Here is a 12,019-nt window from a genome sequence, read left to right on the forward strand (position 1 = left end):
GATGCATCGAGGGCTCTGCCGCGTTGCCGACATGCGCGCGAGACGGTCAGACAGGGGAGATGGTGAGTTGGACCCGGTGCAACGGCGCGGGGGCGCAAGCGTGCTCGGATCGGTTTAGCGCTCTTGAGTCACCAACGGTTGCCAATCCCTTGCCTGGCGCGTTCCAAGAGACCGGTTGCCCCCGGGGCGTTCAAGGCCGGAGACGCGGGGCCCCGTGTTGCCGGACGTGCAGCATCTTGCTTTGAGGCAGCATGGGCGGGTGGTCAGGGTTCAGCGATCGGGGTCTAGACGAAGGCCGGAGGCGGCACGAAGCCGTCGACTTCCCGGCCCAGCAGCGCGGCGAACTCGATGGTGGTGAGATCGCCCCCGCTGGGGCCCATGGCCTGGAGACCGATGGGCAGTCCGCTCCTGCCCTTGCGCACCGGGATGGTCGTCGCCGGCCCTCCGGAGACGTTGGCAATGGCGCTCCACTTGACCTGGTCCCAGTAAGGACGTCGTACACCGTCGACTTCGAAGGGCCGTCCGAACCAGTCGATCAGCTTGTTGTGGTGGGCGGGGGCGGCCGTCGGGGTGACCGGCATGAGCACGATGTCGAAGTCCTGGAAGAATTCGAACCATCGCTGCCGGATTTCGTTGCGCACCATGTGGGCCTGCAGCCAGCGGTAGTGGGACTGGAAGGTTCCGAGCAGGGCGGGACCGGCGTCACCCCGCGGGTGCTGGACGAACCGGGCCAGCGCCGCGGCGCTGGAGGCAGGAGCGAGGCCGGTGCGGTCGCCCGCGCCGAAGAGCAGGGGCTGGAAGACCTTCCCATGATTCGTCGCGATGTCGACAGGGAGGCTGGCGGGCTGGACCGTGATCTTCGCGCCGACCGCCCGCAGCACAGTGACTGCATCGTCCACGGCTGCCGCGACGTCGCTGTCGACCGGGCACGCGGGATCCTCACCCCAGACGGCGACCCGGAAGTCGGCGAGGTTGGTCGCGCGTGGCGGAGCGAGCGTGTAGCTGAAACCGCCGTCGTAGTCGGCTGCCCCGACCGTTGCCCGCAGGATCGGTACGAGGTCACGGGCGTCGCGGACCTGCGCGCCGCCGCAGGCCATGTCGGCGTCCGTCCATCGTCCCGTGCCCGGGCCGTAGGGCACATGCCCGATGAGGGGTATCGACCGCCAGGTCGACTTGTGCCCGTACAGGCCGTTGAAGTGGGACGGGATCCTGGTCGATCCGCCGATTTCCGAGCCGAAGTCGAACGTTGTGAGGCCTGCGGCGGTGGCGACGGCGCCGCCCCCGGCGGATCCGCCCGAGGTGCGGGTCGTGTCCCACGGGTTCGATGAAGGACCGAACACCGGGTTGTCGGCCTGGACGTCCTGGTTGCCCGGAGGCATGTTGCTCTTCCCCATGATCACGGCACCGGCCGAACGCAGCCGTTTGACCGCCTCGGCGTCCAGGTCGGGCACGTAGTCCTTGAGGTCCGTGCGCCCGCAGACGGTGCGCATCCCGGCTGTCTCAAAGCTGTCCTTGACCGTGATCGGCACACCATGCAGCGGACCGAGGTCCCGCCCCGCCGCCCGGGCGGCGTCGGCTTCCCCGGCCTCACGACGGGCACGCTCGGCGTCGAGGGTCACCACCGCGTTCAGTGCGGTGTTGTGGATGGTGATCCGCTCGAGATACAGCTCTACGAGTTCCCGGCTCGAGATCTCACCCGCGGCCAGCGCGCGCGACTGCTCCACTGCGGGCTGGAAGGGGACGTCACTCACGCCATGCCTCATCTCTGACTCTGATTCCGCCAATAAAATGTGAGTCATAATATTACATTCGACAGACAATAGGTGCGGGGTGGGGTGCAAGGCAATGGCCTTGCGGAATGAGCGGCGGATTATGTGGCGCGGTACGTCGGCTGGCGCTTCAGAGGGGGCGGTGTCGGTGGCTCCGGCACCAGTGCGGCGCGCTCGAAGCTCGCCGACGAGGTCCTTGAGAACGCCCTCGCGTTCATGTGCTGAGCGGTGCGGGATCAGGCCGGATCGACGAATATGTCGAGCGCGAGATCACCCTCAAAGCCGGCAGGGCTGTAGGCGGACAGGTCGGTGACGCCCTCGTCCGAGAGGACCTCGTCGTCGATGAACAGGTTGGCGGTGCACTTCCGCGCGTCACGCGTGACGATGGCGTACGCGGCGTCAGCCATGATCCGCGGACTACGGGCTTGTCCGGCGCCGCCGACCACATTGCGCACGGCGGCTGTGTTGATCAGGGTCCGCGGCCACAGCGAGTTGGCGGCGATGCCGTCGGCGGCGAGCTCCTCGGCGAGCCCGATGGTGCACAGACTCATGCCGTACTTCGACAGCGTGTAACCGAGATGCTTCCCCACCCAGTGCGGCGCGAGGTTCAACGGCGGGGAGAGCGTGAGGATGTGCGGGTTGCCCGCCTTGCGCAGATGTGGGATCGCTGCCTTGCTCAGCAGGAACGTGCCACGCGTGTTGATGTCCTGCATCAGGTCGTACCGCTTCATCTCCAGCTGCTCCGACGACGACAGGTCGATCGCGCTGGCGTTGTTGACCACGATGTCGATGCCGCCGAAGGCGCTGACCGCCGCGTTGACGGCGGTGCGCACATCGTCCTCTTCGCGGACGTCGCCGACTACGGCCAGCCCCTTGCCGCCCGCGCGCTCAATCTCGTCGACGGCGGTGTGGACCGTGCCTTCGAGCTTTGGATGCGGCACGGCGGTCTTGGCGAGCATCACCACGTTCGCACCGTCGCGGGCCGCGCGCAGGGCGATGGCGAGTCCGATGCCGCGGCTGCCTCCCGACATCAGGATGGTCTTGTCGGCCAGTGTCTGTGTCATGGCTGAACCTCCAGAATAGATTGCCAGACTAATGGTACGCGATGCTAATGGTATCTTCCGCGTATGACTTCGACTCCCACACGCCAGATCGACCGGCTCTACCACGAGCTCCTGGCCCCCAAAGAGGCACAGTCCGTTCGCGCTGCCGTGCGCCGGATCGCAGAACGCGAAGTGGCTCCGCACGCCGTGGCGATCGCCGGTGGTGACGAGCGCACGGACGGCTTCCCCCGGCAGGTGTTTGACGGGCTTGCGTCGGCGGGGGTCTTCCGGATCCCCTTCCCCGGCGAGGTCGGCGGCGACGGTCTGACCCACCCGGCGACCGCCACCGCCGCGGCCATCGAGGAACTGGCCTACTACTCCAGCAGCGTCGCGGCCGTCTTCGATGTGCACTGCATCCTGGCGGGCAACGCCCTGCGGCAGGGCACTGAGGAGCAGCAGCAGCGGTGGCTGCGAAAGGTCGTGGAGGGATCAGTGGTCGGCGCGTTCGCCACCACCGAGCCGGATGCCTCAAGTGACCTGTCCCCGCAGGCGGTTCAGACCGAGGCGATACGCACCGAGGCCGGCTGGGTGCTGAACGGCCACAAGCGGTGGATCTCCAACTCGCCCGTCGCCGGGTTCGTGGTGGTTCTCGCCCGCACCGGCACCCGGCTGAGCATGTTCATCGTCGACACGGCACTTCCCGGAGTGGAAGTCGGCCTTCCCGACCGCAAGATGGGCAACCGCGGCCAACTCACCGCGGACATCCGCTTCACGGATGTGCACCTGACCGACGACGACCTCCTCGGTGGCGCCGAGGGACACGGACTGCGCCATGCGCTGTCCACTCTGACCTACGGCCGGATCGGCATCGCGGCTGCCGGGGTCGGCATGGCGCAGGCCGCCTTCGATCACACCGTGGCCCACCTGTCGACGCGACACGCCTTCGGCAAGCCGGTGGCCGCCAACCAGCACTGGCAGTTCCTGCTCGCCGAACGGGCCACCGAGATCGAGAACGCCCGCACCCTCTACACCAAGGCCGCCCTGCGTCTGGACGCGGGCAACCCGTCCCCGGAGCCCGAGGCCGCGATGGCGAAGTACTACGGCACCAAGCTGTCCGTGGACATGGCACGCGACGCCGTCCAGGCCTTCGGAGGCCTCGGCTTCGCGCGCGAACTGGGCGCCGACGGCAGCCCCGGGCCTGTCGAGGCGATCTACCGGGACAGCAAAATCGGTGAGATCTACGAGGGGACCAATGAGATCCAGAAGTGGGTCATAGCTCGGCAGATCTTCGGTCGGGCCATCGTCGGCTGATCGCCCAGGACGCGCCGGTGCAGTGAGCCGACGGACAGTGGGCATCCCGTCGGCCTGCAGCGGTCCCGCCGCCTCGGGCTTTCTCGTACGATGGACAGGACCATACGTATGACTAACCATGGGCGGGATAAACGATGTCCGAGGCTCCGCTGGTACCAGGGACAGTGGCCGAACACACCATCTGCCTGCTGGTCAAGCTCGGGCAGGTGGCGTTCAGGATCGCTGAGGACGGTATCGGCGGGACCGGTCTGCGAGTGCGGCACTACAGCGTCTTGCAAGCTCTTGCGGACAACGGCGCCATGCCGCAACTGGCACTTGGTTCATTCCTGCGGATCGACCCGGCGACGATGGTGACGAGTCTCGACGACCTGGAGCGCACCGGATGCGCCGAGCGGACGCGAGATCCACAGGATCGTCGACGCTACGCCGTGGACATCACCGCCGAAGGCCGCAAGGTTCTTGCCGACCTCAACCGCACACTCGTCGATCTCGACGGCGAAATCCTCGCAGACCTGGGTGCCACGGAACGAGACTCGCTTCAGGCCCTGCTGGGCAGCCTCGCGGGAAGCCCCACTCTGACCTCCCTGTTCGACGCCGTCCGGGAGCAGAATGGAGCGAAACGGGCTTAGCGGCTTGGGGGGATCGCACCCGGGTGCGGCGGTACGCCCCGGTTCTGGCAAAGTCCCGGAAGGGCGGCCGAGATCGCACTTCTCTTTTCCCTCAGCGACCACATAGTCTATTGGGTTTGATCCGCTTTGACGGACATCCGAGATCAGGGGTTCCATCCCGGAAGGATGTCCATCATGGAGAGCATGGGGAGGAAGAAGCCACGCCCTCGCCGTTCGTTCACACCGGAGTGCAAGGCCGAGATCGTTGATCTGTGTCGGCGCGGTGACCGCTCGGTCGGTCAGATCGCCAAGGACTTCGATCTGACCGAGCCGGCAGTGCGGCTGTGGGTCAGCCAGGCCGAAGTCGACGCAGGCGAACGCGACGGACTGACCAGCAGCGAACGCGGGGAACTGGCCGCGCTGCGGCGGGAGAACCGCCGGCTGCGCGAGGACGTCGAGGTCCTCAAGCGGGCGACAGCTTTCTTCGCGTCAATGCCAGGCTGTTGGCGATCGGTGGGCGTGCACGGGCCGAACTCGCTTATGGTGGCTGGCCCTTGATGTGTCGTCCTCCGGTGGCAGGATCCTGCCGACCGGTGGGCTGGCTCGTTTCTTCGCTGCCCCGTACGGCGGTCACAGCGTCAAGCGTGCGTGTGAACTGCTGCAGGTCTCCCGAGCCGCCTTCTACGCCCGCCGCACCGCCAAGCCTGGGCCGCGGGCGGTCCGGGACACCGGGCTGACCGAGAAGATCGCCGAAGTCCACGAGCGGTCCCGTGGAACCTACGGGGTCCCTCGGGTCCATGCCGCCCTGCAACGACAGGGCCAGGACTGCGGACGGCGCCGCGTCGCCCGACTGATGCGCGACGCCGGGCTGCAGGGCCGCCACCGCAGGCGACGGCGGCCGACGACGATCCCTGACCCGTGGGCGGCCGCCCGGCCCGACCTCGTCGTCCGCAACTTCACTCCCGACCCGGACGTGGCCGCCCGGCTTGTTGCGGGCCCTGGGCCGGGGAATGCGCAGGCCTCGACGAGGATGAACAGGTCACCTTCGATGAGGAGTTCATCTTCTACGGCGCCCCGGAAAGCCCGGCCGGCACCGCAGCGGCCTCAAGCGAGACCTCGTGGCCCGCGGACCGGGGATGGAACGTTTTGAGGGGTACGCGGTCTTGGTCACTGGGGCGGCGCGCGGTATCGGGGCGGCCGCTGCCCGCAGATTTGTGATGGAGGGCGCCCGCGTCCTGGTCACCGATATCGATCTGGCCGAGGCGCAGAGGACGGCCGCCGCGATCGGGCCGGCCGAGGCGTTTGTGTGTGATGTCGGCTCGCGGGAATCGGTCGAGGCTGCTGTCGCCTGCGCCGTGGAGGCGTACGGTTCGCTGGACGTGCTGGTCAACAACGCCTGCGCGTGCCACCGCGATGCCCCGCTCTTCGAAGAGGAGCCGGACGAGGTGTGGGGCCGTGATCTTGACATCACTCTGACCGGCGCTTTCCGTTCAGTTCCTGGACGGCGAGAGCGGTCTCGTCATCCGCGGCAACGACGTCCACCACGGCCAGCCCCGGCTCTGAGAGATGTGCTTCGCTGATCGGCTTCATGCACGGCAGGACGTGCCGGCGGCCGTGGAAGTTCTCCGGTCCGGGGTTCTTCACCCGACCGTGTGGAGACGGGGCATCGTGGTCTGCTTCGCCGGGACCGGCCGGGTGGTCCGCTGTGAGGCGGAGCGTCTCGGCTTCGCCGCCTGCGCCGGTCCTGGCGGCGGACTCTCCCACATCGAGGCTTCGCGATCTCTCACGGCCCGTCCGGAAAGTCCAACCCCACGTACTCCTCCCCACGCACGACTCAACGAGCCACGGCCACATAGGACGCCAGCCTTAACACCCTCTGACGTCATGTCAACTGTTGGCGTTGTTAAGGGAGTTATACGATGGGCCAGCTTCCGGCTGCTACGTGGGCTGTTCGGGGCCGCACGGCGGGGACCCGCTTGCTGCGAAGGCTGAGCCGGGTGGGGAAGGAGGCGCAGGTAATGCGGCGAGGGGGGCGTTTCATGGACAGAGGCGGCGCTGGGCAGGGGAGACCGACGTGGCGTGACGTCCGATGACGCAGGCATCCAGTAACGCTGAGGCTCCCCAGCAGCTTTCCCCGCCCAAGCGGCGGCGCCGATGGTTACGCGTCGTCGTTCTCACGTTCCTCCTCGCCTTGCTTGTCGGAGGAGGGGTGGCTGCATGGACCCATCTGATGCCTTGGTGGCAGGGCAGAAGTGACACCTACAGCGTCGTGCCTCCGGCAAGCGCGGTCTTCGAGACCAAGGGCTCCGACATCGCTCAGCTCTCCGAGATCCTCAAGCTTGAGGAGGACCGCGGATACCTATCCGCTTCCCGCGGCTACACCTCAAGTTCGACCGCGAGGTGGGCCCGCTATGCCCCGGACCTCGTGACGGTCAGCATCGAGTACCGCCGGGAGGAGGCCACTACCCGGCAGTCCGGCACCGAGGTTGCAGAGGGCTGGATCGATTCCCGCACCACCTTCCTGCGGGACCACTTCGTGAGCTTCACCAAGGCGGCGGGAATCGGCGACGAGGCCATAGAGACATACAGCTCGGGCGGCGCCGAGGTGTATGTCCGCGCGGGGAATGTGACGATCAAGGTCAACTACTACGTGGCTGGCGCCCGCGGAACGGATACCGCGGATCAATTGCAGAGCGTGGCTCGCAACCTGGCGAAGACGGCCGTCGAGAAGCTGAAGAAGACGTAATCGTGGTGGGAGCGAATCAGGGGGTTGAAGGTATGCGACGAGGGACCGGACGGCCGGAGGCCAAGGCGACGTGGTGGTCGCGGGTTGTGGTCGCGCTATTTGTCGCGCTGTTCCTCGTCGGCTGCGGTGCGGAACCGACGCCCCCCACCTCGGCGCCGAGCGAATCCCCCACGCCGACGGGTCCGCAGTCGGCTGGTGCGGCAGAGGAGCCTACAGCCCAAGCGGCACTCGACCCTGTCGAGATCTTGTCACGTAATGTGAGCGCGGCCCGTTCGGCCTGTGCGGGATGTGGTGGTGAACTGAAAGTCGACGCGGCGACGAAGAAGGAGATGATGGACGAGTTGCTTCGCGAACACTCCGAACACCAGGGTCCGCCGCTGACCCGGGTGAACGCGGAGAAATCCCTGTACGGGCCCGCAGGCTCCACGCCGCAGGTGGCTGGCCAGTCAGAGCCGGCGCCAGATGTCTCTTTTCGTGACCAGGAGGGAAAGGAAGTCTACCGACGTGAAATAAAGACCTTTGACGGGAATGAGAGCAGTTTCTCCAAAAGCTTCTCGAAGTATGCGGGCAAAATGAAATACCGGGGCGAGTTCTATATTCAAGTCAAGGGGGAGGTCGACCCTAAGGTTTTGATGCAGAGATTCTGGGACGACCGAAAGGGGAAAGGTGCACTCGATAAATATGCCGACGTATATGCGGCGTTCCATGACGAGAAAGGGCGTCCACTCGGCCTGTGGATGTTCGGGGCCCGCGGCATGGGCGTTCCTGGGGGCTAGCCCGGCCGGAAGGAGAGGGAATGGGGCCCTTGGTGTTTCTTGCCTGCCTGTGCGGTGAGGTGGCTCTCCCGCTCGGCGTTGCGATCCAAGAGAGTCCGGGTGGGGCCATCCGATATTTCGAGCGACCTTACCTCTCGGAGTCTCCCCTGGAATCAGTGGTGCTCTGGCGGTTTCTCGCGCAGCACGGCGGGCATCGCATCAAGCCTCTCTACGACTTCGCCGCGGAGTGGAATGAGCTCAACGCGAACCTGGATCCGCGTATTCTTGGCGGCGACGCCGATCGTGACATCTCGTTCGAGGATTATGTGGCCAACCAGCCAGAGAGCCGTGACAACCAGGGCGCCGAACGCCGGGCGGTTTTTATCGGCGACGGTTACCTGAGCTGCACTCAGTGCCGGGAACGACTCTGGCTGGGACGCTCTCTGACTCGCGGTGACGACCATGTCCGGTACTTTCACGCCGGGGGCGCAGAAGATCCCCCCAATTCTCGTAGCAGGCTTCTGAACCGCGCGCTTTGGCGATTCCTGACGATGCATCCCATGCATGAACTCGTGGTCCGAGTCCTTCGAGACGCGTCGACGAGCACTGACTACGTGACAATCGGCGGAACCCGCCCTGGTGATCGTGGACTTGCGGACTTCGTGGGCGACTGGGTGGGCTGAGGCACTCCAGGCAGCAGGGGATCTGCACGACTCAACAAACTAGGCGGGGCGAGGGTGGCCGCTTGCGTGGTGTGTCGATCGGAAGACCGCGACGCAGGCGTGTTTGGCCATTCTGACTCTCTGGTAGTGGCCTCCGTAGCCCTTGGCGACGATCTCCTGGTGGGCACTGTCGCTGTGTGCTCGCCTTCCTCCCAGCGTTGACGCAAGTACTCCAGATACGGATCGAAACTCGCGGACCGGCGGGGCGGAGTGCGCCGTACGCACTCCTGCCAGGAGGCAGCGCGCGCGTACTTGGCCACGGCACGTCGGTTCAGGCCCAGCTCGCGGGCTATCGCGCGGAGCGAGCGGCCGGGATCGGAGACAGCATGCACCGCCTCGAACAGCCGCTAGGCGTGGCGGCGAGCGGGAGAATCAACCGCCTCGGACAGTTCTGCTGGCGGTGGCGCGGCAGGTTCGGATTCAGGTACTGCGGCTGACAAGCAGGCGCGGTGGGCGGCGGCGATGTCCGAGACTCGTTTCGACAGCCCCTGCCAGAGGTGGAAACGGTCGCTGACCTGCACCGCGTCCGCGGCCCCGTCCGCGATGCCTTGCCGGTTGGTCCTTGGCGGTGCGGGGGAGGCTGGTGCGGTCGTCGGCCTTGACCAGGACGACGTGGGCGGTGACGTCGCGGTGTTGCGGGCGGCGGCTCGCTCGGCCTCGTCGAAGGTGGCGATGAGCTTGCGGCGCTCGATCTTGGTGGGGGCGACGGGCACGATCAGTCGGTTTGCCTCGGTGACAGCTTCGTGGAACAGCTTGGCGCCGGCGTCGACGACGATCGCGCCGAACTTGGTGTGCTTGTCGCGGATGTACTCGGCGATATCGTCGAACGGGTGCCGCTCGATGAACAGGTTGGCCGGGATGTCGAAGCCGGCGGTTTTGGCGACCTTGAACCAGTTGTAGGCGGACTGGCTGGTCGCATCGGCGTCGAGGAGCAGTGTGGGCAGTCCGAGCACGACGGCGTAGTAGAGATCGGCTGCAGCCGTAGGCAGCTGGTGAAGACCCAGTCGCTCGCCCGGGTGAAATGGCCGTCGGAGAGAACCTGGCTGGTAGGTGCTGTGTGGCACTGTGGAGCCGTCCCGCAAGGACAGAGACTGGCAGTGAGCTCATCCTCACCGGCAAGGGTAAGACGCAGCCGACGACGGCAGACGCGATGCTCGGCCAATGCGGAGGAGTAGGGCTGACAGGCGGCTGCCGCCTCTCACACATTTCTCACGGACTGTATGAGAGGCGGCAGCCGAGAGGCGTCTGACCTGGTCTTTCCTTGCGCCCAGTGGAACTGATGGACTCCCCGGACGCCACGTAAGCTGGGGAGCATGGCCTACGAGATTCCGGTGACGCAAGCCAGGGCTGAGCTCGCCGACCTGATCAACCGGGTGGTGTACGGCGCCGAGCGCGTCGTGGTGACGCGGCACGGAAAGCCCCTCGTCGCCCTGGTGTCAGCCGCTGACCTGGAGCGACTCGAGAAACTCGACGCGGTGGGGGACGAGCAGGTGATCACCTCGGTCTCCGGTGTCCGCGAGGTCGCGTCCGCTCCCCGCGAACGGCAGCGGTTCGGGATCGCCGCGGAACATCGAGGGCCCGGCGCGTCGTAGGCGGTGAGGGGGTTGCCGGCCGCCGCAGGGCGGGCTGGTGAGCGGGTGCCGGTCGCGCTTCCCCGTGCCGCTGAGGCAGGTGGCGGCCTGCGCCGGTGCGTCCGCACGGGCATGATCGCTCCGGAACGGCACCCGATGCGTGGTGCGCGCCCGGCTGCCGGTCCCGCACGCACAAGACCGTGCACCCCCGTCCGCTACTGCGGGGGCGCACGGCCGGTCCTGGGCGGGTGCCGGCGGGTCAGCCGGCGAGTGCGGGCTCCCGCTCGGTCGTGGCGGGGGCGGACTCCTTGCGCCGCTTGAGCGCGCTGCCCAGCAGCACCGCTCCCAGGCCGAGGGCGGACCACCAGGCCAGCGTCAGCGCGGGACCGGACGCTGCGGCCCCGTCGAAGAAGGAGACCGATCGCAGGAGTGACGCGCCGGCGCCCGGCGGCAGCCACTGGCCGATCGTGCCGACCGGCGCGGGCAGCATCTCGGGAGCGGAGCTCGCACCGGAGAACGGGTTGCCGAGCATCATCACGACGAACGCGCCCAGGCCGATCCCCGGTGTGCCGAGCAGGGCGGCGAGGCCCGCGACGGCGGCGCTCACGGCCAGCGTCGAGACCGCCAGGACGGCCGCCTCGGGCCACCAGCTCCCGGTGAAGGCGCCCAGCCAGCTGCCCGCGACGAGGGCGGCCACCATGCCGACCACCGCCGCCGCGCCCATCAGGGCGGCCACCGCGCGCCGCCCGCGCAGGCCCAGCAGGGTCACCACGGCTCCGGCGGCGATACCCGCGAGTGTCATGGGCAGCACGCTCGATGTCAGGACCGCACCGCGCGGATCGTCCGCGGGGGCGGGTACGACGTCGACGGTCCTCACCGGGGCCCCGCCGGGCTGCCGGGCCACGGCCTGCTGGAGGGACTGGGCCACCAGAGGGCTCGCGGCCGAAGCGGTGAGCAGCTCGGGTCCCCGCTCGGTGACCACGACCGCTCCGTATACGGTCCGGTTCTCGATGGCGTCCCGGGCGGCGTCCTCGTCCGCGTAGCGGTGGATCTCGAAGGCGCCCTCGTGCGCTTCGAGCTGCTTCTGCACCTGGGCGGTCGCGGTCGCCGGGCCCGCCACTCCGAGCGGCAGATCCTGGGGGGCGGTACGGGCCGCCGGCCAGGCGAAGGCCCACAGGGCGAGGGCCGCCAGAAGCGGGACCAGCACGACGACGGCGGCGATGCGGCGAAGGTGCGAGGGTGACGCCGGCTGCTGTGCGGCCGAGGGCGGCGGCTGCCGGTCCGGCGGCGGTGATGCGGTCCCGGTGGTCGTAGCGGAGGTGGCGGACATGCTTCTTCCCTCGATTCGGATGGGCGGTGCTCGGGCTCCTGGCCGGGGCCTCGTCGGCCCGGAAGGCCGTCGCGCTAAAAAGAAGGATCGTTCGTTTTAGCTGTGGCCCCACTGTCCCGCCGGTATCCGGGCTTGTCAAGAAGGAATGTTCGTTTTACGTTTCT

The 12,019-nt window shown here is 67.5% G+C and carries 12 protein-coding genes and 2 pseudogenes; 9 read left to right on the forward strand and 5 right to left on the reverse strand.

Features of this window, described 5'->3' with window-relative positions:
- Window positions 1–284 precede the first annotated feature (284 nt).
- Both O1Q96_RS16250 and O1Q96_RS16255 read right to left on the reverse strand, forming a co-directional pair.
- Window positions 285–1,751 carry an amidase gene (locus tag O1Q96_RS16250; RefSeq protein ID WP_269248850.1) on the reverse strand — a complete coding sequence of 489 codons (1,467 nt, stop codon included), beginning with the start codon at window positions 1,749–1,751 and terminating at the stop codon, window positions 285–287.
- Window positions 1,752–2,005: 254 nt separating this feature from the next.
- Window positions 2,006–2,833: an SDR family oxidoreductase gene (locus O1Q96_RS16255; protein WP_269248851.1), complete on the reverse strand. Its 828-nt coding sequence runs from the start codon at window positions 2,831–2,833 to the stop codon at window positions 2,006–2,008.
- Between the two features lie 63 nt (window positions 2,834–2,896).
- Between O1Q96_RS16255 and O1Q96_RS16260 the strand changes: the two genes are divergently transcribed.
- The 5 genes and pseudogenes from O1Q96_RS16260 to O1Q96_RS16275 form a co-directional block, all read left to right on the forward strand.
- Window positions 2,897–4,123 carry an acyl-CoA dehydrogenase family protein gene (locus O1Q96_RS16260; protein WP_269248852.1) on the forward strand — a complete coding sequence of 409 codons (1,227 nt, stop codon included), beginning with the start codon at window positions 2,897–2,899 and terminating at the stop codon, window positions 4,121–4,123.
- A gap of 164 nt (window positions 4,124–4,287) precedes the next feature.
- On the forward strand, window positions 4,288–4,752 hold the full coding sequence (locus O1Q96_RS16265; RefSeq protein WP_269248853.1) for a MarR family winged helix-turn-helix transcriptional regulator: 465 nt from the start codon (window positions 4,288–4,290) through the stop codon (window positions 4,750–4,752).
- Between the two features lie 174 nt (window positions 4,753–4,926).
- Window positions 4,927–5,289 (forward strand): transposase, encoded by a 363-nt coding sequence (locus O1Q96_RS16270; protein WP_419586903.1) that lies wholly within the window; start codon window positions 4,927–4,929, stop codon window positions 5,287–5,289.
- A gap of 1 nt (window position 5,290) precedes the next feature.
- A pseudogene (locus tag O1Q96_RS44450) lies at window positions 5,291–5,614 on the forward strand (IS3 family transposase); the annotation flags it as partial.
- Between the two features lie 253 nt (window positions 5,615–5,867).
- Window positions 5,868–6,221, forward strand: a pseudogene (locus O1Q96_RS16275) (SDR family NAD(P)-dependent oxidoreductase); the annotation flags it as partial.
- Here the strand turns inward: O1Q96_RS16275 and O1Q96_RS44455 are convergent.
- Window positions 6,199–6,585, reverse strand: a complete 387-nt coding sequence (locus O1Q96_RS44455; protein WP_419586904.1) for a DUF6207 family protein — start codon at window positions 6,583–6,585, stop codon at window positions 6,199–6,201. The pseudogene O1Q96_RS16275 and the gene O1Q96_RS44455 sit on opposite strands and share 23 nt — an antisense overlap.
- Window positions 6,586–6,820: 235 nt before the next feature.
- Here O1Q96_RS44455 and O1Q96_RS16285 point away from each other — a divergent pair, with 235 nt between their 5' ends.
- Genes O1Q96_RS16285 through O1Q96_RS16295 form a run of 3 tightly spaced genes read left to right on the forward strand, consistent with a single transcriptional unit; the run spans window position 6,821 to window position 8,915 of the window.
- Window positions 6,821–7,477 (forward strand): hypothetical protein, encoded by a 657-nt coding sequence (locus O1Q96_RS16285; RefSeq protein WP_269248854.1) that lies wholly within the window; start codon window positions 6,821–6,823, stop codon window positions 7,475–7,477.
- Window positions 7,478–7,479: 2 nt separating this feature from the next.
- Window positions 7,480–8,253 carry a hypothetical protein gene (locus tag O1Q96_RS16290; RefSeq protein WP_269248855.1) on the forward strand — a complete coding sequence of 258 codons (774 nt, stop codon included), beginning with the start codon at window positions 7,480–7,482 and terminating at the stop codon, window positions 8,251–8,253.
- Between the two features lie 20 nt (window positions 8,254–8,273).
- On the forward strand, window positions 8,274–8,915 hold the full coding sequence (locus O1Q96_RS16295) for a hypothetical protein (RefSeq protein WP_269248856.1): 642 nt from the start codon (window positions 8,274–8,276) through the stop codon (window positions 8,913–8,915).
- Window positions 8,916–9,301: 386 nt separating this feature from the next.
- Here the strand turns inward: O1Q96_RS16295 and O1Q96_RS16300 are convergent, their stop codons facing one another.
- Window positions 9,302–9,907, reverse strand: a complete 606-nt coding sequence (locus O1Q96_RS16300; RefSeq protein WP_269248857.1) for a hypothetical protein — start codon at window positions 9,905–9,907, stop codon at window positions 9,302–9,304.
- A gap of 360 nt (window positions 9,908–10,267) precedes the next feature.
- On the opposite strand from O1Q96_RS16300, the gene O1Q96_RS16305 reads away from it, so the two are divergent.
- Complete coding sequence (locus tag O1Q96_RS16305) at window positions 10,268–10,546, forward strand: type II toxin-antitoxin system Phd/YefM family antitoxin (RefSeq protein WP_269248858.1); 279 nt, start codon at window positions 10,268–10,270, stop codon at window positions 10,544–10,546.
- A 238-nt stretch (window positions 10,547–10,784) separates the two neighbouring features.
- Here the strand turns inward: O1Q96_RS16305 and O1Q96_RS16310 are convergent, their stop codons facing one another.
- On the reverse strand, window positions 10,785–11,855 hold the full coding sequence (locus tag O1Q96_RS16310) for an ABC transporter permease (RefSeq protein WP_269248859.1): 1,071 nt from the start codon (window positions 11,853–11,855) through the stop codon (window positions 10,785–10,787).
- Window positions 11,856–12,019: the final 164 nt, after the last annotated feature.

It is taken from the genome of Streptomyces aurantiacus (assembly GCF_027107535.1).
In the GTDB taxonomy this organism is placed as follows: domain Bacteria; phylum Actinomycetota; class Actinomycetes; order Streptomycetales; family Streptomycetaceae; genus Streptomyces.